At 59.3% G+C, this 26,794-nt stretch carries 16 protein-coding genes and 10 pseudogenes; 15 read left to right on the top strand and 11 right to left on the bottom strand.

Annotated features, from left to right (window positions below):
- Nucleotides 1–116: 116 nt before the first annotated feature.
- Nucleotides 117–497: pseudogene (locus tag JQK88_RS34000) on the bottom strand (helix-turn-helix domain-containing protein); the annotation flags it as partial.
- A gap of 177 nt (nucleotides 498–674) precedes the next feature.
- Between JQK88_RS34000 and JQK88_RS37705 the strand changes: the two are divergent.
- On the top strand, nucleotides 675–917 hold the full coding sequence (locus tag JQK88_RS37705; protein ID WP_203280937.1) for a hypothetical protein: 243 nt from the start codon (nucleotides 675–677) through the stop codon (nucleotides 915–917).
- A 551-nt stretch (nucleotides 918–1,468) separates the two neighbouring features.
- Nucleotides 1,469–2,170, top strand: coding sequence for a cysteate racemase (gene cuyB, locus JQK88_RS33990; protein ID WP_203280936.1), 702 nt, complete (start codon nucleotides 1,469–1,471; stop codon nucleotides 2,168–2,170).
- Between the two features lie 514 nt (nucleotides 2,171–2,684).
- Here the strand turns inward: cuyB and JQK88_RS33985 are convergent.
- From JQK88_RS33985 to JQK88_RS36745, 4 genes are all read right to left on the bottom strand, one after another.
- Entirely contained in the window at nucleotides 2,685–3,113 is a 429-nt protein-coding gene (locus JQK88_RS33985) for a gamma-glutamyltransferase (RefSeq protein ID WP_203280935.1), read from the bottom strand.
- A 345-nt stretch (nucleotides 3,114–3,458) separates the two neighbouring features.
- Nucleotides 3,459–4,958, bottom strand: coding sequence for a M81 family metallopeptidase (locus tag JQK88_RS33980; protein ID WP_203280933.1), 1,500 nt, complete (start codon nucleotides 4,956–4,958; stop codon nucleotides 3,459–3,461).
- Between the two features lie 83 nt (nucleotides 4,959–5,041).
- Nucleotides 5,042–5,908, bottom strand: coding sequence for an aminotransferase class IV (locus tag JQK88_RS33975; RefSeq protein WP_376740490.1), 867 nt, complete (start codon nucleotides 5,906–5,908; stop codon nucleotides 5,042–5,044).
- A gap of 316 nt (nucleotides 5,909–6,224) precedes the next feature.
- Nucleotides 6,225–6,470, bottom strand: coding sequence for an Lrp/AsnC ligand binding domain-containing protein (locus JQK88_RS36745; protein WP_246750175.1), 246 nt, complete (start codon nucleotides 6,468–6,470; stop codon nucleotides 6,225–6,227).
- 174 nt (nucleotides 6,471–6,644) lie between these two features.
- Between JQK88_RS36745 and JQK88_RS33965 the strand changes: the two genes are divergently transcribed.
- On the top strand, nucleotides 6,645–7,280 hold the full coding sequence (locus JQK88_RS33965) for a penicillin acylase family protein (RefSeq protein WP_203280930.1): 636 nt from the start codon (nucleotides 6,645–6,647) through the stop codon (nucleotides 7,278–7,280).
- Between the two features lie 229 nt (nucleotides 7,281–7,509).
- On the opposite strand, the pseudogene JQK88_RS33960 reads toward JQK88_RS33965, so the two are convergent.
- Nucleotides 7,510–7,975: pseudogene (locus tag JQK88_RS33960) on the bottom strand (IS256 family transposase); the annotation flags it as partial.
- Nucleotides 7,976–8,090: 115 nt separating this feature from the next.
- Here JQK88_RS33960 and JQK88_RS33955 point away from each other — a divergent pair.
- The 6 genes and pseudogenes from JQK88_RS33955 to JQK88_RS36740 all read left to right on the top strand — a co-directional run.
- A pseudogene (locus JQK88_RS33955) lies at nucleotides 8,091–8,288 on the top strand (transposase); the annotation flags it as partial.
- Between the two features lie 213 nt (nucleotides 8,289–8,501).
- Nucleotides 8,502–8,649, top strand: a pseudogene (locus JQK88_RS37700) (IS481 family transposase); the annotation flags it as partial.
- 330 nt (nucleotides 8,650–8,979) lie between these two features.
- Entirely contained in the window at nucleotides 8,980–10,578 is a 1,599-nt protein-coding gene (locus tag JQK88_RS33950; protein WP_203280928.1) for an ABC transporter substrate-binding protein, read from the top strand.
- Between the two features lie 6 nt (nucleotides 10,579–10,584).
- Nucleotides 10,585–10,827 (top strand): annotated as a pseudogene (locus JQK88_RS33945) (ABC transporter permease); the annotation flags it as partial.
- Nucleotides 10,828–11,444: 617 nt separating this feature from the next.
- On the top strand, nucleotides 11,445–13,055 hold the full coding sequence (locus tag JQK88_RS33940; protein ID WP_203280927.1) for an ABC transporter substrate-binding protein: 1,611 nt from the start codon (nucleotides 11,445–11,447) through the stop codon (nucleotides 13,053–13,055).
- 6 nt (nucleotides 13,056–13,061) lie between these two features.
- Nucleotides 13,062–13,249, top strand: a pseudogene (locus tag JQK88_RS36740) (ABC transporter permease); the annotation flags it as partial.
- On the opposite strand, the pseudogene JQK88_RS33935 reads toward JQK88_RS36740, so the two are convergent.
- A pseudogene (locus JQK88_RS33935) lies at nucleotides 13,233–13,485 on the bottom strand (IS5/IS1182 family transposase); the annotation flags it as partial. The pseudogenes JQK88_RS36740 and JQK88_RS33935 sit on opposite strands and share 17 nt — an antisense overlap.
- A 116-nt stretch (nucleotides 13,486–13,601) precedes the next feature.
- Here JQK88_RS33935 and JQK88_RS33930 point away from each other — a divergent pair.
- The 6 genes and pseudogenes from JQK88_RS33930 (at nucleotide 13,602) to JQK88_RS33895 (ending at nucleotide 21,772) form a co-directional block, all read left to right on the top strand.
- Nucleotides 13,602–14,636, top strand: a pseudogene (locus JQK88_RS33930) (IS110 family RNA-guided transposase).
- Between the two features lie 151 nt (nucleotides 14,637–14,787).
- Nucleotides 14,788–15,457, top strand: a pseudogene (locus JQK88_RS36735) (tyrosine-type recombinase/integrase); the annotation flags it as partial.
- Nucleotides 15,452–16,457: pseudogene (locus JQK88_RS33915) on the top strand (IS91 family transposase). The pseudogenes JQK88_RS36735 and JQK88_RS33915, both read left to right, overlap by 6 nt.
- Nucleotides 16,458–17,046: 589 nt before the next feature.
- Nucleotides 17,047–18,255, top strand: a complete 1,209-nt coding sequence (locus tag JQK88_RS33905) for a M20 aminoacylase family protein (RefSeq protein ID WP_203280923.1) — start codon at nucleotides 17,047–17,049, stop codon at nucleotides 18,253–18,255.
- Nucleotides 18,256–18,915: 660 nt separating this feature from the next.
- Nucleotides 18,916–20,295, top strand: a complete 1,380-nt coding sequence (locus JQK88_RS33900; RefSeq protein WP_203280922.1) for a M20/M25/M40 family metallo-hydrolase — start codon at nucleotides 18,916–18,918, stop codon at nucleotides 20,293–20,295.
- A gap of 244 nt (nucleotides 20,296–20,539) precedes the next feature.
- A complete protein-coding gene (locus JQK88_RS33895; protein ID WP_203280919.1) occupies nucleotides 20,540–21,772 on the top strand; it encodes a hydantoinase/carbamoylase family amidase in 1,233 nt (410 codons plus the stop codon).
- A gap of 362 nt (nucleotides 21,773–22,134) precedes the next feature.
- Here JQK88_RS33895 and alr read toward each other — a convergent pair whose 3' ends face one another.
- From alr to JQK88_RS33875, 4 genes are all read right to left on the bottom strand, one after another.
- Nucleotides 22,135–23,259 carry an alanine racemase gene (gene alr / locus JQK88_RS33890; protein ID WP_246750174.1) on the bottom strand — a complete coding sequence of 375 codons (1,125 nt, stop codon included), beginning with the start codon at nucleotides 23,257–23,259 and terminating at the stop codon, nucleotides 22,135–22,137.
- Between the two features lie 225 nt (nucleotides 23,260–23,484).
- On the bottom strand, nucleotides 23,485–24,672 hold the full coding sequence (locus JQK88_RS33885; RefSeq protein WP_203280917.1) for a glycine C-acetyltransferase: 1,188 nt from the start codon (nucleotides 24,670–24,672) through the stop codon (nucleotides 23,485–23,487).
- 165 nt (nucleotides 24,673–24,837) lie between these two features.
- On the bottom strand, nucleotides 24,838–25,797 hold the full coding sequence (locus JQK88_RS33880; RefSeq protein WP_203280916.1) for an aminotransferase class IV: 960 nt from the start codon (nucleotides 25,795–25,797) through the stop codon (nucleotides 24,838–24,840).
- Nucleotides 25,798–25,978: 181 nt separating this feature from the next.
- Nucleotides 25,979–26,431, bottom strand: a complete 453-nt coding sequence (locus tag JQK88_RS33875; protein WP_203280915.1) for an Lrp/AsnC family transcriptional regulator — start codon at nucleotides 26,429–26,431, stop codon at nucleotides 25,979–25,981.
- Nucleotides 26,432–26,794: the final 363 nt, after the last annotated feature.

The raw sequence follows: 26,794 nt of genomic DNA, 5'->3' as shown, positions 1-26,794 counted from the left end.
ATGCCGCCACGTGAATGGTCCATGGCAAAGGCCCAGTTCGCCGTAATCTTCGGTGAGCGCTTCATCAGGGCCATGGCGGCATAATGTTCAACCGCCCGCCCGTACACGGAAATCCTGACAGTCCCGCGTGCATGGCCAACGGCCTGCGCCATAGACCGCAAACTCCAATGGGTTGCGTCCCGCGGCGTCGTCTCCAGCGTCAACCGGATCGTCTCGGCAATCTCCTCATCGCCGATCTGCCGCGGCGCGCCGGGACGTGGCTCATCGTAAAGGCCATCGAGCCGCTGTTCAGCAAAGCGCCGGCGCCATTTGCCCACTGTGTTGGGCATCGCGCCAAGACGCGCGGCAATCTCCTTGTTCTCGATCCCGTCACTCGCCAGCAGTACTATGTGCGCTCGTCGCGCCAGCCCTTGCGCCGTGCCACGGCGACGAACCAGACCCTCCAGTTCACTCCGCTCCTGCGCCGTCAAAACGATCTCTACCGCTGCCTTGCCCATCAATCATGTCCTCCAAGATGGAAAAACATGATCTCATAAATTTGTCGATCAGGACACTAGAGCGGGATGCGATTTTTCGGAATCGGGAGATCCCCAAATTAGGCCTGATCTGATTCAAGCGTCATGCCGGGGCTGCAAGGCCGGCATGGATGACAAAACCCTATTCGACTGATCTTCGTGAACGCGCGATGGGTTGCGGCGGGTGAGACGGTGCGCGCGGTGGCAGCAGCCTTGCGGATCAGCCCGTCCTGCGTCTCCAAATGGTCTGGCCGCGCGACCGGCAGTGTCTCTCCCGGCAAGATTGGCGGCCACACGCCGCGCGTTCTATCGGTGCGCATGCCGACTGGCTGCGCGGGCGGGTGCCCTCGGGTCCTTTCACGCTGCGGGGGCTGGTGGCGGAACTGGCCGAGCGTGGTGTGAAGGTCGACTACAGGGCTGTTTGGGAGTTTGTCCATCGCGAGGGGCTGGAGCTTCAAAAAAAACGTCGTCGCGGCGGAACAGAGCCGAGCTGACATCGCGCGCAAGCGGGCGCGCTGGGGACGGATCGAGGCCAGGCGCCTAGTCTTCATCGACGAAACCTGGGTGAAGACCAACATGGCGCCATCGCTGATATTCGTTAGCCGTCGGTGTCGCCGTCGTTCGCGACCTACCTGGTCAACGAGGACGCGGCTGCCGCCCTGCTCAGGATAACCGGCTCAAATTTCGAGGGCATGATGTGGCCATCAATCTCGGCCGCATTTTGCAAGATTTATTGCGCCTTCAGCATCCGATTGAGCTCCTTCGTCGAAGGAACTGTGCGAGCTAGAAGACGCACCCGATGCTGCGTAGTGACGACGGGGTGAGTTGCCGGATCGTCGGACGCGGGCAAAGTGACCGGACTGCTGGCTTCACGTCAGCGATGACTAGGGATTAGCGACATTACGCACCTTATATACAGCGTTCAAATTTAAGATCAGCGACGAGAGACTGGCATGCCGCAAAGAACGGTCGGAATCATCGGCGGGCTCGGCCCCATGGCCACTGTCGCCTTTATGAATTCTGTTTTGGAGCATACGCCGATCAAAAGTAATCGCGACCACCTCCACATGATCGTCGATTGCAATCCGAAGGTTCCGGATATCAACGCGGCTATCCTCGGTACTGGACCTAGTGCGGCGGCTGCACTTGCCGCGAGCGGCAGACGCCTCGAAACCGCTGGCGCGAATTTTATCGTAATGGTCTGCAATGCTGCTCATGTCTATGAGGACGAACTGCGGCAGGCAGTCTCAGTTCCCTTCATCAGCATGGTCGAAGAGACAATTAAAACAATCCGTTCCGATTTCCCGCAGTGCAGGCGTGTGGGTCTGCTGGCCACGGACGGCTGCCTTAGGTCCGACCTTTATCAGAATCGGCTTGCTAGCCGCGATCTAATACCCGTTTTACAGACAGCCGATGAGCTCGAGCAGTTGATGCTCGCTCTCGCTCGGATCAACACCGGCGATCTAGGTCATGCAATCCGATCCGAGATCCTTGGCCTGATCGACGCGGTGGTAGCGCGCGGAGCGGAGACCATCGTCCTCGGCTGCTCGGAAATTGCCCTGGTCGGACTGGATACTGGCAGCGACATACCGTTGATTGATCCTTGCCTTGTGCTGGCCAAGGCCACCGTTCGTTCGGCGCTGAGCCGGCAATAATACAGCTCCCATGCACACGTCGTGGTTACCGGCTCCTGCGGTTTCCTCGGACTGAGATTGGTTGAGCGACCTTGCCCCGGTTGATTGACGAGAACGGGAGAGCCCGCGAAATCTCGAAAATTGTGTCAGCGGATATTCTCGAGCACATCGTCCGTCAGATCGTCCAGCGGCGGCCAAGCTAAGCCCGCCCGCCACGGCGCGCTTCAGATTGTAGGGAACGGGGCTGCGGTCGTCCCCGCATCAGGGCAATGTCGCGGGCGCTTCTTCTGCCTTCGGCAAGCCGGAGCATCTGTCTCAGTTGCCGCATGGTCAGCTTGCTTAAGCCCTCGCCGTTCCCCACCAGGTGCTTGATGCCGAAGTTGCTGACCCAGGCTCAGTTTAGGTGCTTCGCAGCCTTCTCCCGGGAGTTATTGATCGGAATCGTGGCCAGCTTCGAATCGGAACGGTTGCAGCGTTTGATCGCACGAATGCGGGCCGGCTTCGCGTCGGATTCCCAGCCAGACACCGGCCGCGCTCAGCTCCGCGCCTGGTCCAGCCTAAACCGCGCCCCGCGCCGCGCCGACCCGCTGCCGAGACCGATCGGCGTGTCCTCGGCGCGCCAGCGCGCGGCGCCAATCATCGTGTCGTCCGCATCGAACTGGATCGCGCTTATGCTGCCGCCGACGTTGCCAACCGCCGCCACATCGGGATCGCGGTCGCGCAATGCCGCGAGCACGCCTTCCGGCAGCGAAGCCTCGACCTCCAGGGCATAGCCCTGCGTCCAGGGCCGCGGCGCCTCCACCGTCTCCTGCACGATCCATGCATGATTGATCGGGTTCGACAGCGCTTGCATCACCGCGGGGAAATGCGCAGCCCGCCGCGGGCCGAGCGCGTAACGGGGACTGCCGTCGCGCAGCACCACCGGTGACATCCACGAAGTGACGCGCTTGACGACCGCTGTCATGCCATAAGGGCGGCATACATCAGCTTCAGCACGGCGCGCTCGCCAAAGGCATGCGGGATCACCTGCCGAACAGGCGTGCGAGCAGGTTGGTGGTTCAAATCGCGCCGTGGCCGAGCGGAGCGCGTCACGATCGGCGATCTGCGGCGCGCTCATCGGCGCTCGTGAGTCGATCTGTCCGCTAACCTGCGGTAACTCGCGGTACCGCACCCGAGCGTAGCCGCGCCCCAGGGCATCCTCCGCCTCCCCTCGAGGGCGCTCCCTTCGCTTGAAGCCGGTCGCCAAATCGGACTTCGTGGATTCGCCTATCCGGCAAGCGTGCACCCCAACCCCCTTTTTCCAGCAATCCTAAGACTTCACCTCGATTTCGCGATCGATCGGGAAGATTGGCCGCGGCACGTTCCGATAGGGCAGTTTTTCCCAATGCGGTGTGGTGAGAGCGCCACTGTCACAGACAATCACCTTGCCGGCAATCGGCTCGAAGGCAGCGCGGAAATGCTGCATTGATTTGAGGCCGACCACGGTCTTAGCGGCAGGATCGATGCCGAAGGCGCGGAATTGCTGCAGGTCCAGGATCTGAGTTGGCTCGCTCACCACGAGAACGTCGATGCCCCCGACGCGCAAAACCGCAGTCTCGCCCAAGCAAAAATGTAACCCGCCCAAAATCGGACCGTCGCAAGTATAGAAACCATCGCTGATCAGGCAAATCTCGCCTTCGAGTTCCAAGGGCCCCCCTCCGAAGCGCGGATCGAACTTACCACCCAGCTGCACCTTCACGCGGTCGCCCACGGTGTGGCGATGCAGCTGCTTGGCTGTTTCCGCATCAACCATTGGCCCAAAGGCGGCATCGGTAATCCCGGCGTCTATCAACGCCTTCAAAAGATTAGTTGAATCGCCATAGGCACCACCACCAGGATTGTCAGCATAGTCGGCGATGATGAGGGGGCCTTTACCGCGCTTGTAAGCCTTGGCGATCTCGGCCGCCTCCTCGACCGACATATAGTCATTGATGACTTCAAACCGCTTTTTCCATATGTCGTCAGCGATCCCCTCGGCGAAGGCGCGATGCTTGGCCTCGTTGCCGTCATAGGTGACCGTGACCGCCGGGCCGATCTCGCGGATATCGGCATTGGCGAACCCGGTGTTGATGCTGACCGCGAAAACGCCAGGCTCCTTCTCATAGGCGATGGCTTTGGCTATCCGATCGATCATCGGACCGACATCGGTGCGGCCGCAATTAACCTCTTCCAGCATCGGGCGGTGCACGCGCAGGGTGCGTGGTCGAATTTCTCCTTTCATAGTGCGCTGGAGAATCGCGCCGGCAAGCCGACCGCACTCGCGCATATCGACATGGGGATAGGTCTTGTAAGACACGACTATATTGGCAAGCTCGCACATCTTCTGCGTCACGTTTCCATGGTGATCGAGCGCGATTGCAATAGGCATGTCCGGCCCGACCACTGCACGCAGCCGCTCTAGGAGCTCGCCTTCCGCATCCTCGCAGAACTCCGTGACCATGGCGCCATGGAGCCCAAGCAGAATGCCATCCAGCTTCTCCTTGTGTTCACCGGCGGCTTTCACGATGGCCCCGCCCAGGCGATCGAAAGCGTCACGAGTTACAACACCGGCCGGTTCGGCGGCAGCGCTCAGAACATGCGTTTGTTTCCAGCCGTAGTCTCGCGCGCAGTCGCAAAAACCGGCCAGCTCGGTATTGGCATGGCCGCGCTCCTTGATGGCGTGGTCGCCGAAATAGACGAAGTACTTCGTGAATGCATCGTAGTCGGTGGGGTTCTTGTTGAAGGTATTGGTCTCGTGGATGAATTCGGCGGTCAAAACGGTAAAGAACATGATGAAGTCCTTGTGGCAGGTGAATGCAAGGGTTCCCGTTATCGAAGACCAGGGCTGCGCACCGCGTGACAACGTGCGTGGGATTACGGGTAGGATACCGGGATCGACCAGGCAGGGTCCGCGTGTTTCTTCCAGTAAAGATCCATCAGCTTGCAGGTGACGGCGCCGACCTTTCCGTCGCCGACCGCCGCGTCGTCGATTTTCGTCACTGGCATGATGCCGCCGGCGGTGGAGGTGATGAACACCTCGTCCGCAGCCTTGAGTTCGCCGCGCCCGACGTCGCCGGCTGCGGCAGACAGGCCAAGCTCGCTGCAGAGGTCGAACACCGTCTGGCGCGTAATGCCGGGGAGGACGCTGTACACCGGCGTCCTGAGGCGGCCGTCCTTGACGGTGAAGACGTTGAAACCGGGACCTTCGGCGATGTTGTCGTTGGCATCGACGACCAGCGCCGTTTCCGCGCCATAGTCATAGGCATCGAACAGGCCCTTCACGAGGTCGAGCCAGTGGCAATTCTTGATGGAAGGGTCGATCGACTTCGGTGGGATGCGTACCGTGTCGCTGATGTTGATGTGCAGGCCGCGCTCAAGCTGCTCCTTGTTGGCGACGGACCCGAACGGCACCGCGAAGGCGATGAATCGGTTCTCGGCCTGACGCGGGTCGCGGCTGAAGGTCGGCGACGCGCCACGCGTGCAGATCATGTCAACGTAGGCGCACTTATGACCGGACAGCGCGACGCAGTTGGTGAGGATGGCCTGGATTTCAACCCGGCTGTAAGGTAGCTTCATGCGCAGCCGTTCCATGCCCCGCAAGAAGCGGTCGAGGTGCATGTCAAGCCGAAAGAAGCGACCGTCCCATACGTGGACCGTGTCGTAAGTGGCGTCGGAGTGGAGGAAACCCCAGTCCAGAACGGAAATCTTGGCTTCGGACATGGGTAGGTACTGCCCGTCCATGAATGCTACTCCATTAGGATAGCGCCGATGGTCCCGGTGGTGCTGCTCGACGGCTGGCAGAGCCGTTGCGGTCTCAGTTGCGGCAAGTGTCATTCCTGGATCCTCCAATACCGTGCAGTCCGCGCCTCCGGTCGTCTTGACCCGCGCTGGACGCCCGGAGGCCTGGCATCACGGCAGCTCGAATGTTGATACGGCTCACCACCGCAAACACATGTCCCGCACCCCGCGCCGTCTAGGCGCCTGGCCCCTTCGTTCCGGGCAGCCAGCTCAGCCTAGCCGCGTGAATATGATCGCAACTTCGGCGCACGGAATGCAATCAAAGTGGCGTTGCAGGCGCAACGCGCGCTTCAAAAACTGGCGGGGGGTGATGGAAACGGTTCAGCCAGATACCGCTTAAACCAAGGGCCCTGGGCTCGAACTTCACGCGATCCAGGGTGATCACGCTCTTGAATTTGCGGACGTTCGGGTTGGTGTAGAGCTTGGTCTTGACGAAGACATCGAAGGCCTCGACATCCTCGACCGGCACAATGAGCACGAAGTCCGCATCGTGACCATATCGCATTGCGAGACCTCCCGCGCTGCGCGCAGGGCCCGCTTGAAGTCATCGAGCAGGTCCAGCCGCTCGCGGTCGAACTCCACCGTGACCACGACGGTGAACGACTTGCCGAGCGCCTTCGGGTCCACCAGCGAAATGTCGGGCTGATGTTCCTCAGCGCCATTGTCCGGCATCTATTCCATGCTGTCGGCCGCCGGCGTGAACACCAACGGCCGGAACTACCACCTACTTCGTCTGTTTGAGGTCTGGCTGAGCAAGCACCTTGGCCCCTTGGTCGCGAGGCGCGAAGGCGCGAGTGCTCAAGTCATTCCGTTGCTCATGCCGTTTGATGCGCCAAGCATTGCCGCGTGGTTGGAAAACGCTGCGCCAGATCGGGAATTGATTGAAGCTCTTCAAACTAGTCTCGTGGACGCCTGGACGGAATGTTCGACGTTGATGGGAGGAGAACCCGCAGGTTGGTCATGGGGACGTCTCCACAAACTTTATCTACGGCATCCTCTCCAGTCAGTCATAACTGCGAATTGGTCTTTGGAACCGATGGGATTAGGCGGCAGCAGCTCGACTCTCAATTATGCAACTTATCGGTTAGGTGATTTTTCAGTTGTCGGCGGTCCGTCTGTACGTATGATTATTGACGTGGGAAGCTGGGACGAAAGTCTCTTTGTTAATAATCCTGGACAGTCCGGCGTTCCGTACTCTGCACATTATGCAGATCTGGCGTCAAGCTGGAGGCACGGCGAATATAAGCCATTGCTCTATTCCATGACAAAAGTCGAAGAGGCGACGTCTTCCAGGATCATTCTGGTGCCTGCCTAAACGAAATTACACAGCGAGGTGGAAAAAACGTTACCATGGCGACGTTGTGCTTGCTGATTTCGGTGCCGCTGACGTTTGGAAAGGTTGCCCAGCAGCGCCCCTACACCATGCTGCGATGTCTGACCGACTTCGGATTGCGCCGAAGCAGATTGCCGATCACCTTCAGGATCCGCGGCCTCAACACCTTGATAATCTCACCGATCTTCAGTGGCTCGCCGCGGCCGACATGCCGCGCCTTCCACGACACGAACTCGAGCGAATGGCGGATCAGATGCACGATGCAGGTCTGGACGATCGCCTGGGAAGACGGAGTTGATCGCCTCGGGGAAACCCTTCAAGCCGTCGACGGCGATGAGAATGTCGGCGACGCCCCGGTTCTTCAGCTCGTTCATGACGCGGAGCCACAACTTGGCGCCCTCGGTCTGCTTGATCCAGTCAGAGGCCGAGGATCTCCTTGGTGCCGTCGGGCAGTATGCCGAGCGCGATGTATATCGCCTTGTTGCGAACGAAGCCCTCGTCCCTGATCTTGACCCAGATCGCGTCGAAGAAGACGAGCGCATCGACCGCATCGAGCGGCCGTTCTCCCATTCGGCCACTTCCTCCAGGACGGCATCGGTCACCGCCGAGATCAAGTCCGGCGAGACGTCTATGCCGTAGAGCTCCTCCAGGTGGCCACGGATCTCGCGCACGCTCATTTGTTTGCAGTCTGCACCCAAATCCAGATTTGGAACATTTACAGTCATCGAGGCGGTGCGTGATCGTCTCGACGAGAGCCCGGCGGTGCTGCGCCGTCGCTAGTCGGATGAAGCAAAAGCGCGGGTTCTGGAAGAGGCGATGACGCCGGGAGCGAATGTCTCGGCGGTGGCACGAGCGCATAGGGTGAGCCCGCAGCAGGTGTTTGCGTGGCAGCGCAAGGCGATCCGCTCCGGCGCCATCGCGATCCCGCCGGCAAAGCCGAAGGTCCAGACGCAGAGCTTGGCGCCGGTGGAATTTGGCGCCTGGCGATAGTGATCGTGAGAGCGGTCTGGAGATCGTCATCGGCGACGCGACGATCCGCGTGGGCAGCGGTGTAGCACCGACCCTTCTGGTCGAGGCGATCCGGGCCGTGGGGGCGGCAGGGTCCCTGCCGGAGCAAAAGTCTATGTGGCGACGCGGCCGGTCGACCTCAGGAAGGGTCCGGACGGCCTGGCGGCGCTGGTGCGCGACACGGGCGCTGATCCGTATGCGTGCGCCTACAACACCTCAGACGAACGCACCGCCGAACTTGACACGAGGGGTTCACCGCTACAATTGGCATAGACCGCATGGAAGTATCGGATCAAAAAAACCGACCGTCAGCCGACTTGGTCTGGCCGGGAACAACCTTGTTGGCGGCAAAATTCTCGGCCGGGTCTGCGCTGACGAGCGCGAGCTCCTGGAGGAGGGTGGCGTCCCAGTTTCAGCAGTTACCCCTGCGTCCGAAGATGCGCTACCGTGCAGCGCGGCGATGCTGGCGACATTTCAAACCACGGCGCTTTGTGCGGTCCGTATTTCAGCAGCCGAAGCATTTTGGCGCAAACCCCTCCTGCCCAGGTGCTATCTAACGTCATGCCTCAATAGGCATCTGTTGGAGACGACAGGCGAGTGCTTCGCCGGTGGTCGACGAGACCTAATAAGCGCGGATTAACCGCGCCAGTGGCTCAAAAAGGGGAACTGGAACATGACAATCTCTCGACGCAATCTCATTAAGATGGGCGTGGCTGCCGGAACGGCCGTGTCGATTCCATCGATCCTTCGGGCACAGACCTCGCCAACCGACGCGCGGACCGTGAGGATGGTGATGGGCGACCTCACAGTCTACGATCCGATCTTTACGACCTCTGATATCGCCACCTTCCATGGCTTGGCCATCTACGACACGCTGTTCTCGCTCGACTCCAAGTTTATGCCGCAGCCGCAAATGATGGGCAAGTGGGGCGTTTCCGACGACAAGAAGACCTATACGTTCGAGCTCCGGGATAGTCTGATTTGGCATGATGGGACTCCCGTCACAGCGGCGGACTGTGTGGCCTCGATCCGTCGCTGGGGCCAGGTGGATTTCGGCGGACAACTGCTCATGGAGCGAGCGAAAGATATCTCGAACAGGGGCGACAAGACCTTCACCATCGAGCTCAGGGAACCGTTGGGGCTGTTGATCGATCTGCTGGCATCAATATCGGGACGCCCGCTGTTCATCATGCGCAAGAAAGATGCGGATCGCCCCGCAACCGAGCAGGTGACCGCAAATATCGGATCGGGGCCGTTCAAGTTCAACCATGCTCTTGCCAAGCCCGGCGCGAGCGTCGCCTACGATCGCAATGAAAAATACGTACCGCGCAGCGAAGCATCCGACGGATTCGCCGGCGGGAAGGTCGTCAAGGTCGATCGTGTCATCTGGGAGAGTATCTCCGATCAGCAGACTGCATTGGCGGCCTTGCAAGCAGGTGAGACTGATTTCATCTGGCAGCCGCCCGTGGATCTTTACTCGGTAATCGAGAGCGATCCCAATCTTGCACTCCAAGTCCTGGACAAGACGGGAGAAGACTGGTGCCTGCGCATCAACCACCTGCAGAAGCCGTTCGACAATGTTAAGGCGCGCCAAGCGATGCTTCACCTGGTCGACCAGGAGGCGTTCCTGCAAGTCGTGTCCCCCGATCCAAAATATACGCGACCCTTAACTTCAATATTTGGAAACAACACGCTCTATTCCAACGACGAAAATACCGGATGGTACAAGAAGGGGGGTGATCCGGACAAGGCGAAGCAACTCTTCAAGGAGGCCGGATATGCCGGCGAGAAGGTCGTGATTCTCGATTCAACATCCTGGCAGGAACAAGACAATGCCTCGCAGTTACTGGCGGCCACGCTGCGGAAGATCGGGGTGAATGCCGAGCTTGCGCCAAGCGACTGGGGCGCGCTTAGCTCTCGCCGGGCGAAAAAGGATCCCGTTGAGGACGGCGGCTGGAGCATGTTCATCTCGAGCGATTCCGATTTCATCCAAGGCAATCCGATCGGTGCGGTCTACCTGGCCGCTGGCGAAAAAGGTTGGTTCGGCTGGCCGCAGAACGACGAATATGAGGCTCTTCGGGCCAAATGGGCAGATGTCGAAACGCTCGAAGAGCGCAAGGCACTGGCCGGCAAGATGCAACATATCTGGTGGGACTTCGTCGGCGACGTCAGGCTGGGTCAAATTGTCAAACCAATTGCGCGGCGCAAGACGCTCACAGGGCTCATTGAGATGCCGCAGCTCATTGCGATGTGGAACATGCAGAAGGCCTGAGGCGCAATGGCCGCCGATATCCTACGTAGATTCGTTTCGACCATCGCCGTCATGGCGACGGTCGGGATCTTCGTCTTCCTGCTTCTCAGGCTGGCGCCCGGCGACCCGGCGGCCATGATCGCCGGCAAGTCGGCCACGGCAGAGATGATCGCCGGCATCCGCGAAAAAATGGGACTGAATGATCCTATGCCGGTTCAGTTCATACGTTGGGTGCGGGACATGCTCGGCGGCGATTTCGGCACCTCGATCTGCTGAAGCTGATGTATGCCGCCCCATCCGGGCAGCCGAGCGATGGCGCGGCATCCGGACAACCGAGATAGAGCGACAGCAGCTCGCGGCAATCCGCGACGAAATCAATCGCGATCATGCAAGAACGAACCGCACCAGCGGGTCCGCCTAAACATCACCGCACCACAACCTCGCTTATCCAGCAAGGGCCGGACTTACCGATCAACGTCTGGCGCTGCCTGTCTTCGGCGGAACAAAAGGCAAAGGGCCGAAGCGATATTCGCTACCGCTTAGTCCTTATCCAAGTACCACGCGCTGAAGCTGAAATCCTATGGTCCGGGGCATCACTTCGAATGCTACGGCAACCCCGTCGACGTACCCCTGCGACTGAAGATGATCTGCCGTGTGGGGCGCGCAGATGTTGCCGATTTCAAACGACAACGCTTTGTGCGGTCCGTATTTCAGCAGCCGACGCATTTTGGCGCAAACTCTACGCTCCCGGATGATAGCGTTTTTAAGTTGCCGGTGCCCGATCAGGCGGTTGTTAGAAGGAACAGGCGAATGCTTCGCGCGTGGTGTCGACAAGACCCAGGCAGCGCGGGTTAACCGCGCCAGTGGCTCAAAAGGGAGGACTGAACATGACGATCTCTCGACGCGCCTTTATTAAGGCAGGCATGGCCGCCGGAACGGCGGTATCGATCCCGTCGGTCCTGCGGGCACAGACGGCGCCAGCCGACGCTCGGACGGTGCGCATGGTTATGCAAGGTGACCTCAGCGTCTTCGACCCGTACTATACGACGGCTACCATCGCCTACGACCACGCCCTGGCGATTTACGACACGCTGTTTGCGCTCGACTCCAAGTTTATGCCGCAGCCGCAAATGGTGGGCAAGTGGGGCGTTTCTGACGACAGGAAGACCTATACGTTCGAACTGCGGGATGGGCTAGGCTGGCACGACGGGACCCCCGTCACTGCGGCGGACTGTGTGGCCTCGATCCGTCGCTGGGGCCAGACTTCCGGCGGACAATTGGTTATGGAGCGGGCCAGGGCTATCTCGAACAAGGACGACAAGACCTTCACGATCGCGCTCAAGGAACCACTGGGGCTTCTGATCGATCGGCTGGCGGAAATCTCGGGGTACCCGCTGTTCATCATGCGAGAAAAGGATGCGGATCGCCCCGCAACCGAGCAGGTGACCGCAAATATCGGATCGGGGCCGTTCAAGTTCAACCATGCTCTTGCCAAGCCGGGCGTGAGCGTCGCCTACGATCGCAATGAAAAATACGTACCGCGCAGCGAAGCGTCCGACGGATTCGCCGGCGGGAAGGTCGTCAAGGTCGATCGTCTCATCTGGGACAATATCGCCGATCAGCAGACTGCATTGGCGGCCTTGCAAGCGGGTGAGGTTGATTTCTTTGCGCAGCCGCCCGTGGACCTTTACTCGGCAATCGAGAGCGATCCCAACCTAGCACTCCAGGTCCTGGACGCCGGGGGCAACGACATGTGGCTGCGCATGAACTGTCTGCAGAAGCCGTTCGACAACGTCAAGGCGCGTCAAGCGATGCTTCACCTGGTCGACCAAGAGGCGTTCCTGCGCCTCGTGGCCCCCGATCCAAAATACGGCCACACCGTCACTTCGCTATTTGGAAACAATACACCTTATTCGAATGACGAAAATACGGGTTGGTACAAGAAGGGCGGCGACCCGGAAAAAGCCAAGCAGCTCTTCAAGGAGGCCGGATATGCCGGCGAAAAAGTCGTCATTCTCCAGGCCACGAACGTATCTTGGAACAACAACGCCTCGCAGCTACTGGCGGCTACGCTGCGCAAGATTGGGATCAATGCCGAGCTTGCGCCGAGCGACTGGGGCGGGCTTATCGCACGCCGGGCGAACAAGGGTCCCGTTGAGGACGGCGGCTGGAGCATCTTCATGACGAGCTCTTCTGATTCCATCGGCGAAATCGGCGATCCGATCTCCGCAGCCTTCCTAGGCGCGAATGGCGAGAAGGGCTGGTACGGCTGGCCGCAGAACGACGAGTATGAAGCCCTTCGGGCCAAATGGGCGGATGTCAATACAATTGAGGATCGCAAGGCACTGGCCCGCCAGATGCAACATATCTGGTGGGACTTCGTCGTCGGCTTCGTTTTTTTGGGTCAATATGTTGCGCCAATCGCGCGCAGCAAGACGCTCACCGGGCTCATCGAGATGCCGCTGCTCACCCCGATGTGGAACATGCAGAAGACCTGAGACGCAATGGCCGCGTATATCCTACGCAGATTCGTTTCGACCGTCGCCGTCATGGCGATGGTCGGGATATCGTCTTCCTGCTTCACAGGCTGGCGCCCGGCGACCCGGCGGTCATGATCGCCGGCAAGTCGGCCACAGCAGAGATGATCGCTGGCATCCGCAAAAAAATGGGACTCAAGCGCGCCTTGGATGTTGTGAGATGACGATCTTGGCTCCGCGTTCGTTCAGATCGGCGATGTAATTGCTGTCGAAGGCCTTGTCGGCGATCAAGCCGCCGAAGGCGAGGCCGTCGATGAGTGGCGCGACCCCAAGTGTGTCGAACCTCTGGCCCGGCAGCAGCACGAAGCGCACGAGATTGCCCAAAGCATCGGTCAGGGCGAGATTTGGTGGTCATGCCGCCCTTGGAGCGGCCTATGGCCTGGCTTTGAGATGGGGTAACGGGCGCGTCCGATCCGGCCAGGTTTGAAGGAACGGTGGTCGTCCCTCACAATGATGGTGTGGCGGAGTCAGGATTGTCCTGCTCCAAGCATCAAAGGAGAGACGACGGTGAAGTACTATGCCGGGATTGATGTTTCATTGAAATATTCCAGCGTGTGCATTGTCGCCACGGATGGGCGGATCGTCCGGGAGCGAAAGTGCTCAGCGAGCCGGCCGCTTTAATCCCCTGGTTTGCCGAGCGCGGCGTGCCAGTGGAACGAATCGGGGTGGAGGCAGGGCCTTTGTCGCAATGGCTTCATGCCGGAATGACAAAGGCGGGTCGCCCAGTCGAGCTGCTCGAGACGCGGCATGTACGCACTGCCTTCAAACGATGCCAGTCAAGACCAACAAAAACGATGCGCGCGGCATCGCGCAGTTGATGCGACTCGGCTGGTTCAGGCCGGTGCATTGTAAGTCACTGCCGGCCCAGGAAGTGCGGGCGATGCTTAGCGCCCGCAAACTCATCCAGAGCAAGCTCAACGACATCGAGATGAGCATTCGGGGCATTTTGCGCGGCTTCGGGCTCAAAGTACGTCCCACCACACGTCGGACCTATGCCGCACGAATCCGGGAACTGGCGGAGGGCCACCATACTCTGGAGGTGATCACCGCGTCGCTGTTGAAGGCGCGCGAAGTACTCGCTGGGGAGTTTGCCGACTTTCAGCGGCGGCTCCGCGCCATGGCTCTGACGATGTGAACGCTCGCCGACTCATGACGACGCCAGGCGTCGGCGTGCTGGTCTCGTTGACCTTCGTGTCGGCTGTCGATGCTCCCGAGCGTTTTCGCTCCTCGCGTGCGGTGGGCCCGCACTTCGGACTGACGCCGAAGAAATACCAATCGGGCGAGACTGAGTATAGTGGTCGCATCTCCAAAGTTGGCGATGCAAGCGTGCGAACCGCGCTTTACGAGGCGGCAAACGTGATCCTGACGCGACCTGTCAAAGGCTCGGATTTGAAGAGCTGGGCGTTGCGGGTCGCGAGGCGTGCGGGCCCGAGAAAGGCACGGGTCGCGCTCGCACGTAAGCTGGCGGTGGTGTTGCACCACATGCTGAAAGATGGATCGGAGTTCATACGTCATAAGGCCTCGCTTGCCATGGCTGCCTGAATCGTACGGAGAAAGCGAAACGACTTCCCCCTTTTGCGCCCTGTCCGTTGCGGTGGACCTTGACGATGGTGGCGTCGAGCATGGCGTATTCCATATCCGGTTCGTCCGAGCACGCCTCGAAAAGCCTTATAAAAACACGGCCTTGACCCAATCGGGCGGGATTTCGTGGCCGGCTCTCAACCAGACGGTGTGCGCGTTGCGGTTCTTCTACGGGTGACGTTGGGCCATGCCGAGGTTCCGGAGCGGATATCCTATGCCCGCTCGCCGCGCACGCTGCCGGTGGTTCTGAGCGCCGAAGAGGTCGTTCGGTTCCTCGAAGCGGTGCCGAGTCTGAAGACGCGCACGGTGTTCACTACGGCCTATGCCGCGGGCTTCGCGCTTCGGAGACCGTCGGCCTGAAGGTCGGCGAAATCGACAGCGAACGCGGTGTCATCCGGGTCGAGCATTGCAAGGGCGGCAAGGACCGTTATGTGATGCTGTCGGCGCAACTGCTTCGGATTCTGCGGGTCTATTGGCGTCTGGCGAAGCCCAAGAACTGGCTGCTCCCGGATCGTGAGGGAACCGCGCCGATCGATGTGCAGGTTCTCTATTCGGCCTGTCGCTCGGCCCGTGCCGCGGCGGGCATCGACAAGCGCGTGACGGTCCACACGCTGCGGCACAGCTTGCCACGCACCTGCTGGAGAATGGCACCGATATCCGCATCATCCAGGTTCTGTTCGGCCACAACAATCTATCGAGCACAACGCGCTACACGAAGGTCTCGAACGGCCTCATCCGGCGGACAGAACCCCCTCGACCGGCTGAACATCGAGGTCGTGCCGTCGGCTGATCGGTTTCGCCCATGTCGGCGAGACTGGAGGTTGGCGGATATATTCCGCCGCCACGGCGAACACTATCGGGAGGCCCATGACGGCCTATCTCGGACGCGTCGAGCGCCGCACGATGACCGCCATCGAACTGTGCCGGACGGCTGAGCTTGGCGGCCATGTGGAGGGTGTGCTTCATGCGGGGATCCGCGTCGCCTACATTTCCTGCCGCAACCGGCATTGCCCCAAGTGCCAGGGAAAGGGCTGCCGGGAATGGCTCGCGGCGCGACAGACCGAACTTTTGCCCGTTCCCTATTTCCACGTGGTGTTCACGCTGCCGGCCGCGATCGCCTTCCAGAACAAGGCGGCGGCTACACGGTTCTGTTCAAGGCGGTCGCCGAGACGCTGCGCACGATCGCTGCCGATCCCAAACATCTCGGCGCCGAGATCGCACACATCGCGGTGCACTACCTCCCCACCTCCATTGCATCGGCCTTGTGGTGGCATCTCCCTTGATGGAAAGCGCTGGATCTCATGCCGGCCGGGGTTCTTCCTGCCCGTGCGCGTGTTGTCGCGCCTGTTTCGGCGCCTGTTCCTCGAGTAACTGCAGGCGGCCTATGACGAAGGCCGGTCGAACTTCTTCGGCGGTCTCGCCGAACTGGCTAAGCCCGTCGTGTTCAGACGCCGGCTTGGCGGGGTCCGCCACCTCGACTGGGTCGTTTACGCCAAGCCCCTTTGGCGGGCCGGACTCGGCCTGAAGGTCGACTATAGCACGGTGTGGGAGTTCGTGCACGCCGAGGGGCTGTCGATCCGACAGGCCGGCGCGAAGCTCTTCTTCCTGCTGAAATACTCGCCCGACTTCAATCCGATCGAACAGATCTTCGCTAAGCTCAAGCACTGGCTGCGAAAGGCTGCAAAGCGGACCGTCGAAACCGTCGGCGACGTTATCGGTCACATCCTCAACTGCGTTACACCCGTCGAGTGCTCAAACTATCTGACAAAACTCAGGTTATGACTGAGCTAATCTCATCCCGCTCTAGTATCGATAAGATTATCTGGTTCGCCTTGGTCGCTGCCTCCGATGTATTTCTGAATAATTTTCTGTTTTTTCTTTGCCCGCTGCGGCCGTGGGCGTAATTTTACCCTGAAAATGCCAGTACTGTACCTTAATGCCGGCAAAATAGTCGAACTCAGGTTCGACTAAACAACGTTCACATATTCTTTCGGGCAAGCTTGAGGTTCTACGGGCATTCACATTCGATAAGAGAACGTGTGACGCGCGGAGACGCGCCAGATGATCCCGCTGCAATAGCTGAGAACGATCTGGGCTCGATCTGGCTTCCTTCGGTAGATTCCAAGTTGCGTCCAGAAGCTCACAACATTTCAAACTGCGCCGCTTTTTTGCAATTTACATATCAGCAGGCAGCGCATTTCGGTGCAAATCCCTCTCCGTCATGTCTCATGCTTCTGAGGAGCATTATGCCGCGCTCAAAAAGGGATTCGATTGACCCTCGTCGTCCTTTTGCAACCAAGAATATGCTACGCGGCTGGAGAAAGACATCGAAACGGCTCGGCGGAATGTGTCTAAAAAGGGCTGGTGCAACATGAGAAGCGTTGAAGCTTTCCGGGGCGATTTGCAGCGAGAGACAACCGAATGGCGACGCTACCTCCATGAAAATCCCGAGCTCGACTACCTGTTACACAATACAGCGAAGTTCGTGACCGAGAAACTGGCTTCATTCGGGATCAATCACATCGAAACGGGCATAGCTGAAACCGGCATCGTCGCATTGATTCAGGGCGAGGACGGAGACGGGCCGACGATCGGATTGAGGGCGGATATGGATGCCCTGCCAATTATCGAGGCCTCAAGCAAACCCTGGTCGTCGAAAATACCGGGCAAAATGCATGCATGCGGCCATGACGGCCATACGGCCATGCTGCTGGGCGCTGCCAAATACCTCGCGTCGACGCGCAAGTTCAAGGGCTCCGTCGCCCTGATCTTTCAGCCGGCAGAAGAGGTTGAATTGCCGTCGGGTGCCCTAAGGATGGTCCAAGAAGGAATCATGGACCGTTTCGGCATCTCCCAAGTTTTTGGCATGCATAACCAGCCAGGCATGGAGATCGGCAAGTTCGGCATTTGCGATGGCTCGATCATGGGATCGCAAGACGACTTCGATATCGTCGTGAAGGGCAGGGGTGGCCATGCGGCCCACCCGTATCGGACCATCGATCCCGTTGTCATTGCAGCACAGATCATCATGGGCCTACAAACCTTGGTCTCGCGCCAGACCGATCCTAGGGAGGCGCTGGTGATCTCCGTAACCAAGTTGAGCGCCGCACAGGCCTACAACGTCATTCCCGATCAGGTTGAAATCGCCGGAACCGTCAGGACTCTCGCATCGGGCCTGCAAGACTTCGCCGAACGAGAGATTTTGGCAGCCGCTCAGGGTATCGCGCGCGGATTCGGTGCAGATATCGAGTTCACGTATCGTCGATCCGTCCCGGTTACTGTCAACCACACGGAGGGAACCAATTTAGCGGTAAAGGCGGCACGCAATCTCGTGGGGCCTGCCTCCGTGGACGACAAGCTTAAAGTCAGTTTGGGGGCGGAGGACTTCGCCTACATGCTTGAGGCCCGGCCAGGCGCGTTCATTTTTCTTGGGAATGGAGCGACCGCTAGCGTGCACCACCCGGCATATGATTTCAATGACGAAGCGCTGCCTTATGGCATCGGGTATTGGGTGAATCTGGTCGAGACGGTGCTGGGTACCTCAAGTGTCGGCGGACTGGAGTGGGGCGATGTTAAATGATGCCGATCAGGCACATTTCAAAAGGCACTGTTTCGTGGAGGAGGTATTTCACAATAAGAACGATTTCGGCACGGACCGTTCGTCATGAAGAGTTATTTTAAGTTATGTGGGGCTCAAAGAAGCTCTCGTCGGCGCAGCTACGCCTCGCTCGGCGCAAATCAAGGAGTTGGCCTGCAAGACCGTTCGTCTGATCTTCGTTGGATAAACTTGGCGAGGGCGGCTGCGAACCCGAACGTGGAACCATGGCCGTGGCAGCGGAATTCGCATCGATGGCGCGAGGATGGCATCCAGGACGCCTTCGACCTAATCGTCGAGGCCAGGAGTGGGCATGTGGGTTCGCCACGTCGAAGCATCGAACCTATCATAATCCAGCGCAGGTCATTGTCGGCTTTTAAACTTTGGTCTCCTGCTACACCGATCTTCTCGACTCACTAATGGTCCACGTTACTAATTAAACCCGACCCGGGCGTATAGAATTATTCCTGATCGTGTCGAAGCGGCCGGCACTAACGGGACACTCGCGCCCAAGTCTGCGAGATTCGCTCAACGAGAGATTATGTGGGATGCATGCCGCCACCAACTCCAGGCTTGCAGCGCCGGCTTGCTAGATAGCTAACTCCCCTGAGAACCAGTCTTCCCCTTTCATCACAGGCCAAAGAAATGACATCATCCGAGACATTGAATGCCGTTTTCGAGTATATCGATGAGAACCGCACCAGGTCTCTCGAACGCCTGATGGAGTATCTTCGTCATCCAAGCATCAGTGCCGAGAACGCAGGTATCGACCAAGTGGGTGCCCTCCTGGTCAAAATGCTGACGGAGATAGGACTCGAAACCAGCCTGGTGCCGACGGCCGGGCACTCGATGGTCGTCGCGCGGTGGGAAAAGGCCCTCAGTAAGCCCACGGTATTGCTCTATGGCCATTACGACGTGCAGCCGGCTGACCCGATCGACAAATGGCTCTCGCCGCCCTTCGAGCCGACCATTCGCGACGGTCGCCTTTACGCACGCGGCGTGGGCGACAACAAGGGCCAGCATTTTGCGCAGATCCTGGCAATTGAGTCCCACCTCAAGGTGCATGGCGCGCTGCCCTGCAACGTCATCCTGCTGCTGGAAGGCGAAGAGGAGATCGGCAGCCCGCACATTGCCGATTTCGTGCGCGCCAACACGAAAATCCTAAAGGCTAATCTTGCCGTCACGGCCGACGGCCCGCGCCATGCGAGCGGCGCGCCTGTGATCAAATTCGGCTCGCGTGGCGTGCTCTCCTTTGAGCTGCGCTGCCGCCATGCCAACGGCGACTTGCATTCGGGTAACTTTGGTGGCGTTGTGCCCAATCCGATCTGGACGTTGGTGCACCTTCTCGGAACCATGAAGAACGCCGACGGCGAAATCACCATAGACGGTTTCCACGACGGTATCGAGCTTCCGTCTCCGGAGGAACTGGCCGCAATCGAGCGCCTGCCGCTCGACGTTGAGGCCTATAAGCAGAGCCTCGGGCTCGTGCGGCTCGATGCGCCGGCGGCACGGCCCTTCTACGAGCGCCTGTGCTTCCGCCCGACGCTGACGATCAATGGCTTCCATGGCGGCTATGGCGGGCCTGGCAGCAAGACCGTCCTGCCCAGTGAGGCCTTTGTAAAATGCGACATACGGCTCGTGGAAGCGCAGGACCCCGGGGACATACTGCGCAAGGTCGCCGCGCATGTGAAGCAACACGCGCCCGATGTGGAGCTCATCGCGATGGAGAACATGTCCCCATCAAAGACGCCTGTAGCCTCGCCCTTCACCGCGCCGTTACGCCGTGCTTTCGTCGCAGCGCAAGGAGAGGAGCCCCTGCTTATCCCAGCGGGTTTTGGCAGCCTGCCCAGTTATGTCTTCACCAAGATACTCGGCATTCCTGCTTTCGAAACGCCGTACGCGAACCATGATGAAGCAAACCACGCGCCGAATGAAAATCTAACACTTGATTGCTTCTACAGCGGGATTCGCACAGGCTCGGCATTGTTACATGAGCTTGGCTCGTTGCGACTTGGTGAACCGTGATCGATTACCGCGGTCTGTCCTTAGGATAGGTTCGCAGTCTTTTCGCCGTGGAATTCCGACATCGCCCTTTCGACAAGTTCAAGGCGGTCTGGGAAAGCTGGGTGGCCGATGCTGACAGCCGATCAGGACCTGTGCTGAGCCCCGCTTGGCCGACCCAGCATACCGCCGACAAGCCGTCCAAAGGGAGTCAGCACTAGTCTATAACTTAAACTTATTCAGGACGAACTACGGGACGGTGCAGCAGATGCTAAAGATCAACGCCGGGCGCTTGCTCTTGGAGCTCAGACGTTTCGCGCAATTCGGAGCGTACCGGACGGGTGTCCATCGCCCGACGTATTCGAAAGAGGATATGGACAGCCGCCGCTGGCTTGCGCAGCAATACGAAGCCGTAGGGCTTCAGGCGCATATCGACGGGGTGGGCAATGTGATCGGCACCCCTCTCTCGGAACGGCGATTCCTATTGATCGGATCGCATGCAGAGTCCGAGAACCATGCCGGATGGCTAGACGGGGCGCTTGGCGTGATGTACGGCCTCGAGATTGCCCGGACGTTCGCGGAAACGCCGGACTGCGCTGGCCTTCCCATCGCCCCAGTGGCGTGGGCGGATGAAGAAGGTCACTATGTCTCAATGCTTGGAAGTCGTTCATTCATCGGTGACATCGACGAGGCGGAGATCGACCGCGCTGTGAATGTCCATCATGGGCTGCCGCTCAGGGAAGCGCTCCGTGCAGCCGGCCTAACCGGTGTTCCCAGATCTCTGCTGGAACCGGAACGCTACGTCGGTTATCTGGAAGCACACATAGAACAGGGCGACGCGCTGGAAGCCTCGGGCAACCGGATCGGTGTTGTTACGAGCATCGTCGGGCTCTGGCAGTACTCAATCGTCTTTCGCGGCATCCAGAATCACGCCGGTACGACGCGCATGGCTATCCGAAAGGATGCCGGCGTCGCTGCAGCGACGCTGGCGACGGCCATTGCCGAGCGCTTTCCGAAAGTGGCCGGACCGCGTTCCGTCTGGACCACAGGCCGCATTAGCCTGGAGCCGGGCGCTCCCAGCATAATTCCGGGCAAGGCAGAGATGCTGTTCCAGTTCCGGGATTCAGAGATGCCGGTGCTCGAGCGCCTCGACGCGGCACTAAGAGAACTGGTCGAAGAGACAGCGATCAGCACCGGCTGCCGCGCGGAGATCGAGCGGACCGAGGCCGGTAAACCATGGCACATGGATCCCGCCTTCCAGGCAGCGATAGAGAATGCTGCCGCGCGCCATGCGCCCGGTGCCTATGTGAGGATGCCAAGCGGAGCCAGTCACGACGCACAGGTCGTGGCTCGCAAGCTGAGAGCCGCGATGCTTTTCGTGCCAAGCATCGGCGGTATCAGCCATCACTGGACCGAAAACACAGACGACGCCGACCTGGTGCTCGGCTGTCAGGTGCTGGCTGATGCCGCCGAGACGATCCTGCGTGGCGAAAGCAGGTAGTGGTTGGCATCCGAATGGGGGCATGAGAGCGATCGATGCCTAGAAAGGCCGCATGGCCAAGACCGGCCCCTTCCGGCCCAGTAATACTCATTCGGCTGAGCCGCAGGTCCGATGTACGAGGGTGCTGACCGGCTATTTGAAAGTTGGAGGCCTGAGTAGCGGTCAGCTGTTGGTGAGGGAGATCATGAGGGCGTCTGTCGGGTCCGTTTGCGGAAGACTAGTTGATTGGTCCCGGTCTTTGCTGGAGCGGGTTGACTGTAATCGGTCGGATTGTGTGGGCCAGGTTTGCAGATGACGCGTAATGCGTGAGCCCCTTGATGGTCTTGAGTCTGGCGGCCGAAGTTTATGCCGCGATGGAGACGTCAGGTTCCTTTGCGGTACTGTCGAAGATATCGATCGCCGAGGCCAGTCAAGATTTCATAGGATATTGTTCCGGCATCGCGCGCGAGGTCCTCGAGCGTTTGGTGTGGACCGAGCACTTCGACCAGGCTTCCTAGTGTCAGCGCGTCTTCAGGCAGTGCCGTTATGTCGACAGTCATGCTATCCATCGAAACGCGACCGACGATCGGCAAACGAGCCCCCTCATAATAGACTGCGCCGCGATCGCTCAGGCTGCGGGGCAGGCCGTCGGCGTAGCCGGCTGCAATTGTTGCGAGACGCGTTTCCTGACGCGTGACATGTGCGCCGCCATAACCTACCCTTGTGCCCGCTGGCACGATGCGCGTCTGCACGACAGCGACATCGATCCTGACCACCGGCTCCATCGGGTTCGGCTCCTCGGCAGTCGGCGCGCCTCCATAGAGCGCGATACCCGTGCGGGCGAGGACGCCATGGTAGGCATCGCCGAGAAATACGCCTCCGGAATTGGCAAAGGAGATGTCGAAGCCAGCGAACTCGTCCGCGATACGGTTCATCTGGGCAAGCTGTTGGTGGTTCAGCTTGCAATCCGCGTCGTCAGCCGAGGCAAGATGGCTCATGATGAAGGATATCTCGACATTACTGCCTTCGCTGAGGGCGTCCGCCAAAGCCGAGCGCTCTTCCGGCGGAAAGCCGAGCCGCGACATACCCGTATCAAATTGCAGCACGGCCGGCAGAGTTCGCCTGAGGCGGCGGGCGGCTTCTGACCATTGCCGCCACTGCTCCAGCGAGTTGAGAACCGGGACGATGCCGCTTTCTGCGCAGGGTATCTCGTTGCCAGGTTGCAGTCCGTTCAGCACGAAGATCTGGGCATCGCGCGGGAGCGTAGGCCGCAGTTTGACGGCCTCAGCGAACTGGGCAACGAAGAAACGTCGGCAGCCTTTGCCGTAGAGAGCTTTTGAAACAGGTTTCGCACCGAGGCCATAGGCATCGGCTTTCACGACGGCGGCCGCGCGGGCTGGCGTCAGCATCCAAGCAAGTTTCTCGTAATTGCGACAGACGGCGGAGAGATCAATCGTCAGATAGCCCGTCGCCCCCTGGGCCGCTGCGTCGGTGCAAAATTTCGGCATTTTCCGCATGCCCAGTAAAAGTTAGGAATTATCTATTGTGGCGCTCTGGATGCTATTGGCTGCCATTTCCTGAGACTACTGTGACTCGATGTCGGCACGAGCAATGCCAAAGTCGCAGCCGAGATTCGAAAGTTGGCGTCGATGCAAGGCCATCCCAACTACTATCGCCTCGCAATTGCGGCCTGACACCCCCTACCTTATTCCGGTCTCCAATCATGTTGGACATCAGATGACTCCCAATTCCCTGCCTATCTCTGTGAAGGCCTCGACGGCACGGTCGACATCCGCACTCGAGTGCGCGGCAGACATCTGCGTGCGGATGCGCGCCTGGCCGTTCGGCACTACGGGGAAGGAGAAACCGACCACATAGATGCCGCGCTGGAGCATCTTCTTGGCCATCTGCTGCGCGAGGTTCGCGTTGCCCAATATCAAAGGGATGATCGGATGGTTCGCGCCAGCCAGCGTGAAGCCAGCCTTCGACATCTTCGAGCGGAAGCGGTCGGCGTTGGCGTAGAGATTCTTGCGCAGCGGATCGCCTTGTTCGATCAGATCGAAAACCTTCAGCGACGCCCCTGCAATGGCTGGCATCAGCGTATTGGAGAAGAGGTACGGCCGCGAGCGTTGGCGAAGCCAGTCGATGACCTCGCGCCCGCCCGATGTGTAGCCGCCGGAGGCGCCGCCGAGCGCCTTGCCCAGCGTGCCAGTGATGATGTCGATGCGGCCCTCGACCCCGCAATGCTCCGCCGTGCCGCGCCCATGCCTGCCGACGAAGCCGACCGCATGGCTGTCATCGACCATGACCATCGCACCATGTTTCTCGGCCAGATCGCAGACGCCGCCAAGATTGGCGATGATGCCGTCCATCGAAAAGACGCCATCGGTCGCGATCAATTTGAAGCGGCTGCCCTCGGCCTTCTTGAGCTCTTCTTCCAGCGCGGCCATGTCATTGTTGGCGTAGCGGAAGCGCCTGGCCTTTGAAAGCCGTACGCCGTCAATGATGGAGGCGTGGTTGAGCGCGTCGGAAATGATGGCGTCTTCCTCGCCGAGCAGCGTCTCGAACAGACCGGCATTAGCGTCAAAACAGGATGAATAGAGGACCGTATCTTCCATCTTGAGAAATGAGGAGATGCGCGCCTCAAGTTGCTTGTGCTCTTCTTGAGTTCCGCAGATGAAGCGGACCGACGCCATGCCGTATCCGTAGCGGTCGAGCGCAGCCTTGGCCGCATCCCGCAGATCTTGATTGTCGGCGAGACCGAGATAATTGTTGGCGCAGAAATTCAGGACCTTGCTGCCATCCGCGAGTTCGATCTCGGACGACTGGGTCGAGGTGATGACCCGCTCGGATTTGTAAAGCCCCGCAGACTTCAACTCAGCCATTTCCGTCGACAAATAGGCAGTGAAAGCGTTCTTCATCGGAAACTCCGCAGGAACCGCATGAAGTAGGCCCTACACAAGTATGTGCTCATCATCGAGGGGTAATCGCTGCCGATATCGAGGGGCCGTCGCCTCGATGAGGTAAGCTCATCGATATCGTCACGAAGCCGCTCGCAAAGTTGCTGCCGCATGTCTCATTTCCGATCACGGGTAGATGACAGCAGTCGACCATGCCGGATCATCGTGCTTTTGCCAGTAGAGATCCATGAGCCGGCGGGTGATGGATCCGACAAGCCCATTAGCGATCGCGGTGTCGTCGATACGGGTCACGGGCATAATGCCGCCGGCCGTCGAGGTGATGAACACCTCGTCAGCCCATTTGATCTCAGCGCGACTAATATCAGCAGCCGTGGCCGACAGCCCAATCTCGGCGCAAAGGTCGAACACAGTCCGGCGCGTGATGCCCGGCAACACCCCAAAAGCGGGCGTCCTCAGCGACCCGTCCTTTACAACGAACACATTGAAGCCAGGCCCCTCCGCAATGTATCCATTCGTATCTAGGATCAGCGCTGTCTCTGCTCCCATGTCATAGGCGTCGAAAAGGCCCTTCACCAGATCGAGCCAATGATAGTTCTTGATTTCGGGATCGACCGAGTTAGGCGGGATGCGCACGGTCTCGCTGATCGCGACGTGCAAACCTCTTTCCAACTGTTCCTTGTTGGCAACCGACCCAAAAGGGACAGCGAACGCGATGAAGCGGTTCTCCGCTTGGCGGGGATCGCGGCTGAATGTCGGCGACGAACCGCGCGTGCAGATCATCTCCACGTATGCCGATCTATGGCCCGACAAAGCGACGCAATCTTTGAGGATCGACACTATCGTGTCGCGATCGTAGGGCAGCTTCATTCGTAAACGTTCAACGCCCCTGAAGAAACGGTCAAGGTGCAGATCCAATCGGAAGAACCTGCCATTCCAGACGTGCACCGTGTCGTAAGTGGCGTCCGAGTGCAGGAGCCCCCAATCGAGCACGGAGATTTTGGCCTCGGACATCGGCAGGTATTGCCCATCCATAAAAGCGATTCCATCCGGGTAGCGCCGTTGATCAAAGTAACGCTCATCGACACTGGGAAGAACCGGCAAGATCTGTGTCTTCGGGGTCGCCATTTTTTCTCCTTAAACTGAGACGGTTGCTTTGCCCGCGTCGACACAGCATCCGACGCGGGATCGGCTGAGCCCCTTAGTTTGCACGGTTCTCCAGTCGAAAAAGCTCAATCTGATGGTGGACGCGCAATGGCGGTTTCAAAACGCGGCCCGGAGTGATGGCTTAAGCGCAACCCGCCCAAGTCTACAACGTTACCCGCGGCTCGAATTTGACACGATCGAGCGAAATCATGCTCTGGAATTTTCGGACGTTAGGGTTGGTATAGAGCTTTGTCTTGACGAAGACGTCAAAGGCCTCGACGTCCTCAACGGCCACGATCAGCACAAAATCGGCGTCGCCCGTAACCATGTAGCACTGAGTAACCTCTTTGGCCGCGCGCATCGCGCGCTTGAAATCGTCGACGAGGTCAAGACGCTCACGGTCCAACTCAACCGTGACAACAACGGTGAGCGATTTGCCAACCGCCTTCGGATCCACCAGCGAGATGTCCGCAACGATCACGCCATCAGAACGCAGCTTGTTCACTCGACGCATACTTGACGCTGCCGAGGAACCGACCAATTCCGCCAGTTCTGCAAATGAGAGCCGGTTGTTCTTTTGTAGAGCAGCAAGGATCCTTCGATCTAGGTCATCCATGGAATAATGCCTGTGATTGCGACTTCAACAATCGCCAAAAGTGGCGCTACATTCATTGCAGTTTTCTCTGCAAAGTGAAACAATCAAATCAATCTTGACCCGCCGACGGCAAGAATCAGTCGCCGCTGCTGGGGAGCGGTGCGGTGAGGCTGCCAGGATCCCAATGACTCGAATTCGTCGAAATCAAACCGGCGGCGTCTCTAGCGGTGGAGATCGACTGGGGTGGCTCCGTCATTCTGACCTGCCACTGAGAATTTCCTCCACCTGGAGTTAGAGTCCGGCCTCCAAGAAGGACGGACAGATGAAGCGGAAGCGGTTCACGGAAGAGCAGATCATCGCGGTTTTGCGCGAGCACGAGGCGGG

This window comes from Mesorhizobium caraganae (genome assembly GCF_016836705.1).
GTDB lineage: Bacteria > Pseudomonadota > Alphaproteobacteria > Rhizobiales > Rhizobiaceae > Mesorhizobium > Mesorhizobium caraganae.
Note: the sequence above shows the minus strand (reverse complement) of the source record. Positions and strands in the feature narration are given on the sequence as shown.

What these genes read in the sequence shown, in the direction of transcription:
- JQK88_RS33940 (WP_203280927.1), top strand. Translation starts at nt 11,445, where the DNA reads ATGACGATCTCTCGACGCGCCTTTATTAAGGCAGGCATGGCCGCCGGA.
- JQK88_RS33900 (WP_203280922.1), top strand. Translation starts at nt 18,916, where the DNA reads ATGACATCATCCGAGACATTGAATGCCGTTTTCGAGTATATCGATGAG.
- JQK88_RS33975 (WP_376740490.1), bottom strand. Translation starts at nt 5,908, where the DNA reads ATGGACGGGCAGTACCTACCCATGTCCGAAGCCAAGATTTCCGTTCTG.
- JQK88_RS33980 (WP_203280933.1), bottom strand. Translation starts at nt 4,958, where the DNA reads ATGTTCTTTACCGTTTTGACCGCCGAATTCATCCACGAGACCAATACC.
- cuyB (WP_203280936.1), top strand. Translation starts at nt 1,469, where the DNA reads ATGCCGCAAAGAACGGTCGGAATCATCGGCGGGCTCGGCCCCATGGCC.
- JQK88_RS33950 (WP_203280928.1), top strand. Translation starts at nt 8,980, where the DNA reads ATGACAATCTCTCGACGCAATCTCATTAAGATGGGCGTGGCTGCCGGA.
- JQK88_RS33875 (WP_203280915.1), bottom strand. Translation starts at nt 26,431, where the DNA reads ATGGATGACCTAGATCGAAGGATCCTTGCTGCTCTACAAAAGAACAAC.
- JQK88_RS33965 (WP_203280930.1), top strand. Translation starts at nt 6,645, where the DNA reads ATGCTGTCGGCCGCCGGCGTGAACACCAACGGCCGGAACTACCACCTA.
- JQK88_RS33895 (WP_203280919.1), top strand. Translation starts at nt 20,540, where the DNA reads ATGCTAAAGATCAACGCCGGGCGCTTGCTCTTGGAGCTCAGACGTTTC.
- JQK88_RS36745 (WP_246750175.1), bottom strand. Translation starts at nt 6,470, where the DNA reads ATGCGATATGGTCACGATGCGGACTTCGTGCTCATTGTGCCGGTCGAG.
- JQK88_RS33985 (WP_203280935.1), bottom strand. Translation starts at nt 3,113, where the DNA reads ATGACAGCGGTCGTCAAGCGCGTCACTTCGTGGATGTCACCGGTGGTG.
- alr (WP_246750174.1), bottom strand. Translation starts at nt 23,259, where the DNA reads ATGCCGAAATTTTGCACCGACGCAGCGGCCCAGGGGGCGACGGGCTAT.
- JQK88_RS33880 (WP_203280916.1), bottom strand. Translation starts at nt 25,797, where the DNA reads ATGGCGACCCCGAAGACACAGATCTTGCCGGTTCTTCCCAGTGTCGAT.
- JQK88_RS33905 (WP_203280923.1), top strand. Translation starts at nt 17,047, where the DNA reads ATGAGAAGCGTTGAAGCTTTCCGGGGCGATTTGCAGCGAGAGACAACC.
- JQK88_RS33885 (WP_203280917.1), bottom strand. Translation starts at nt 24,672, where the DNA reads ATGAAGAACGCTTTCACTGCCTATTTGTCGACGGAAATGGCTGAGTTG.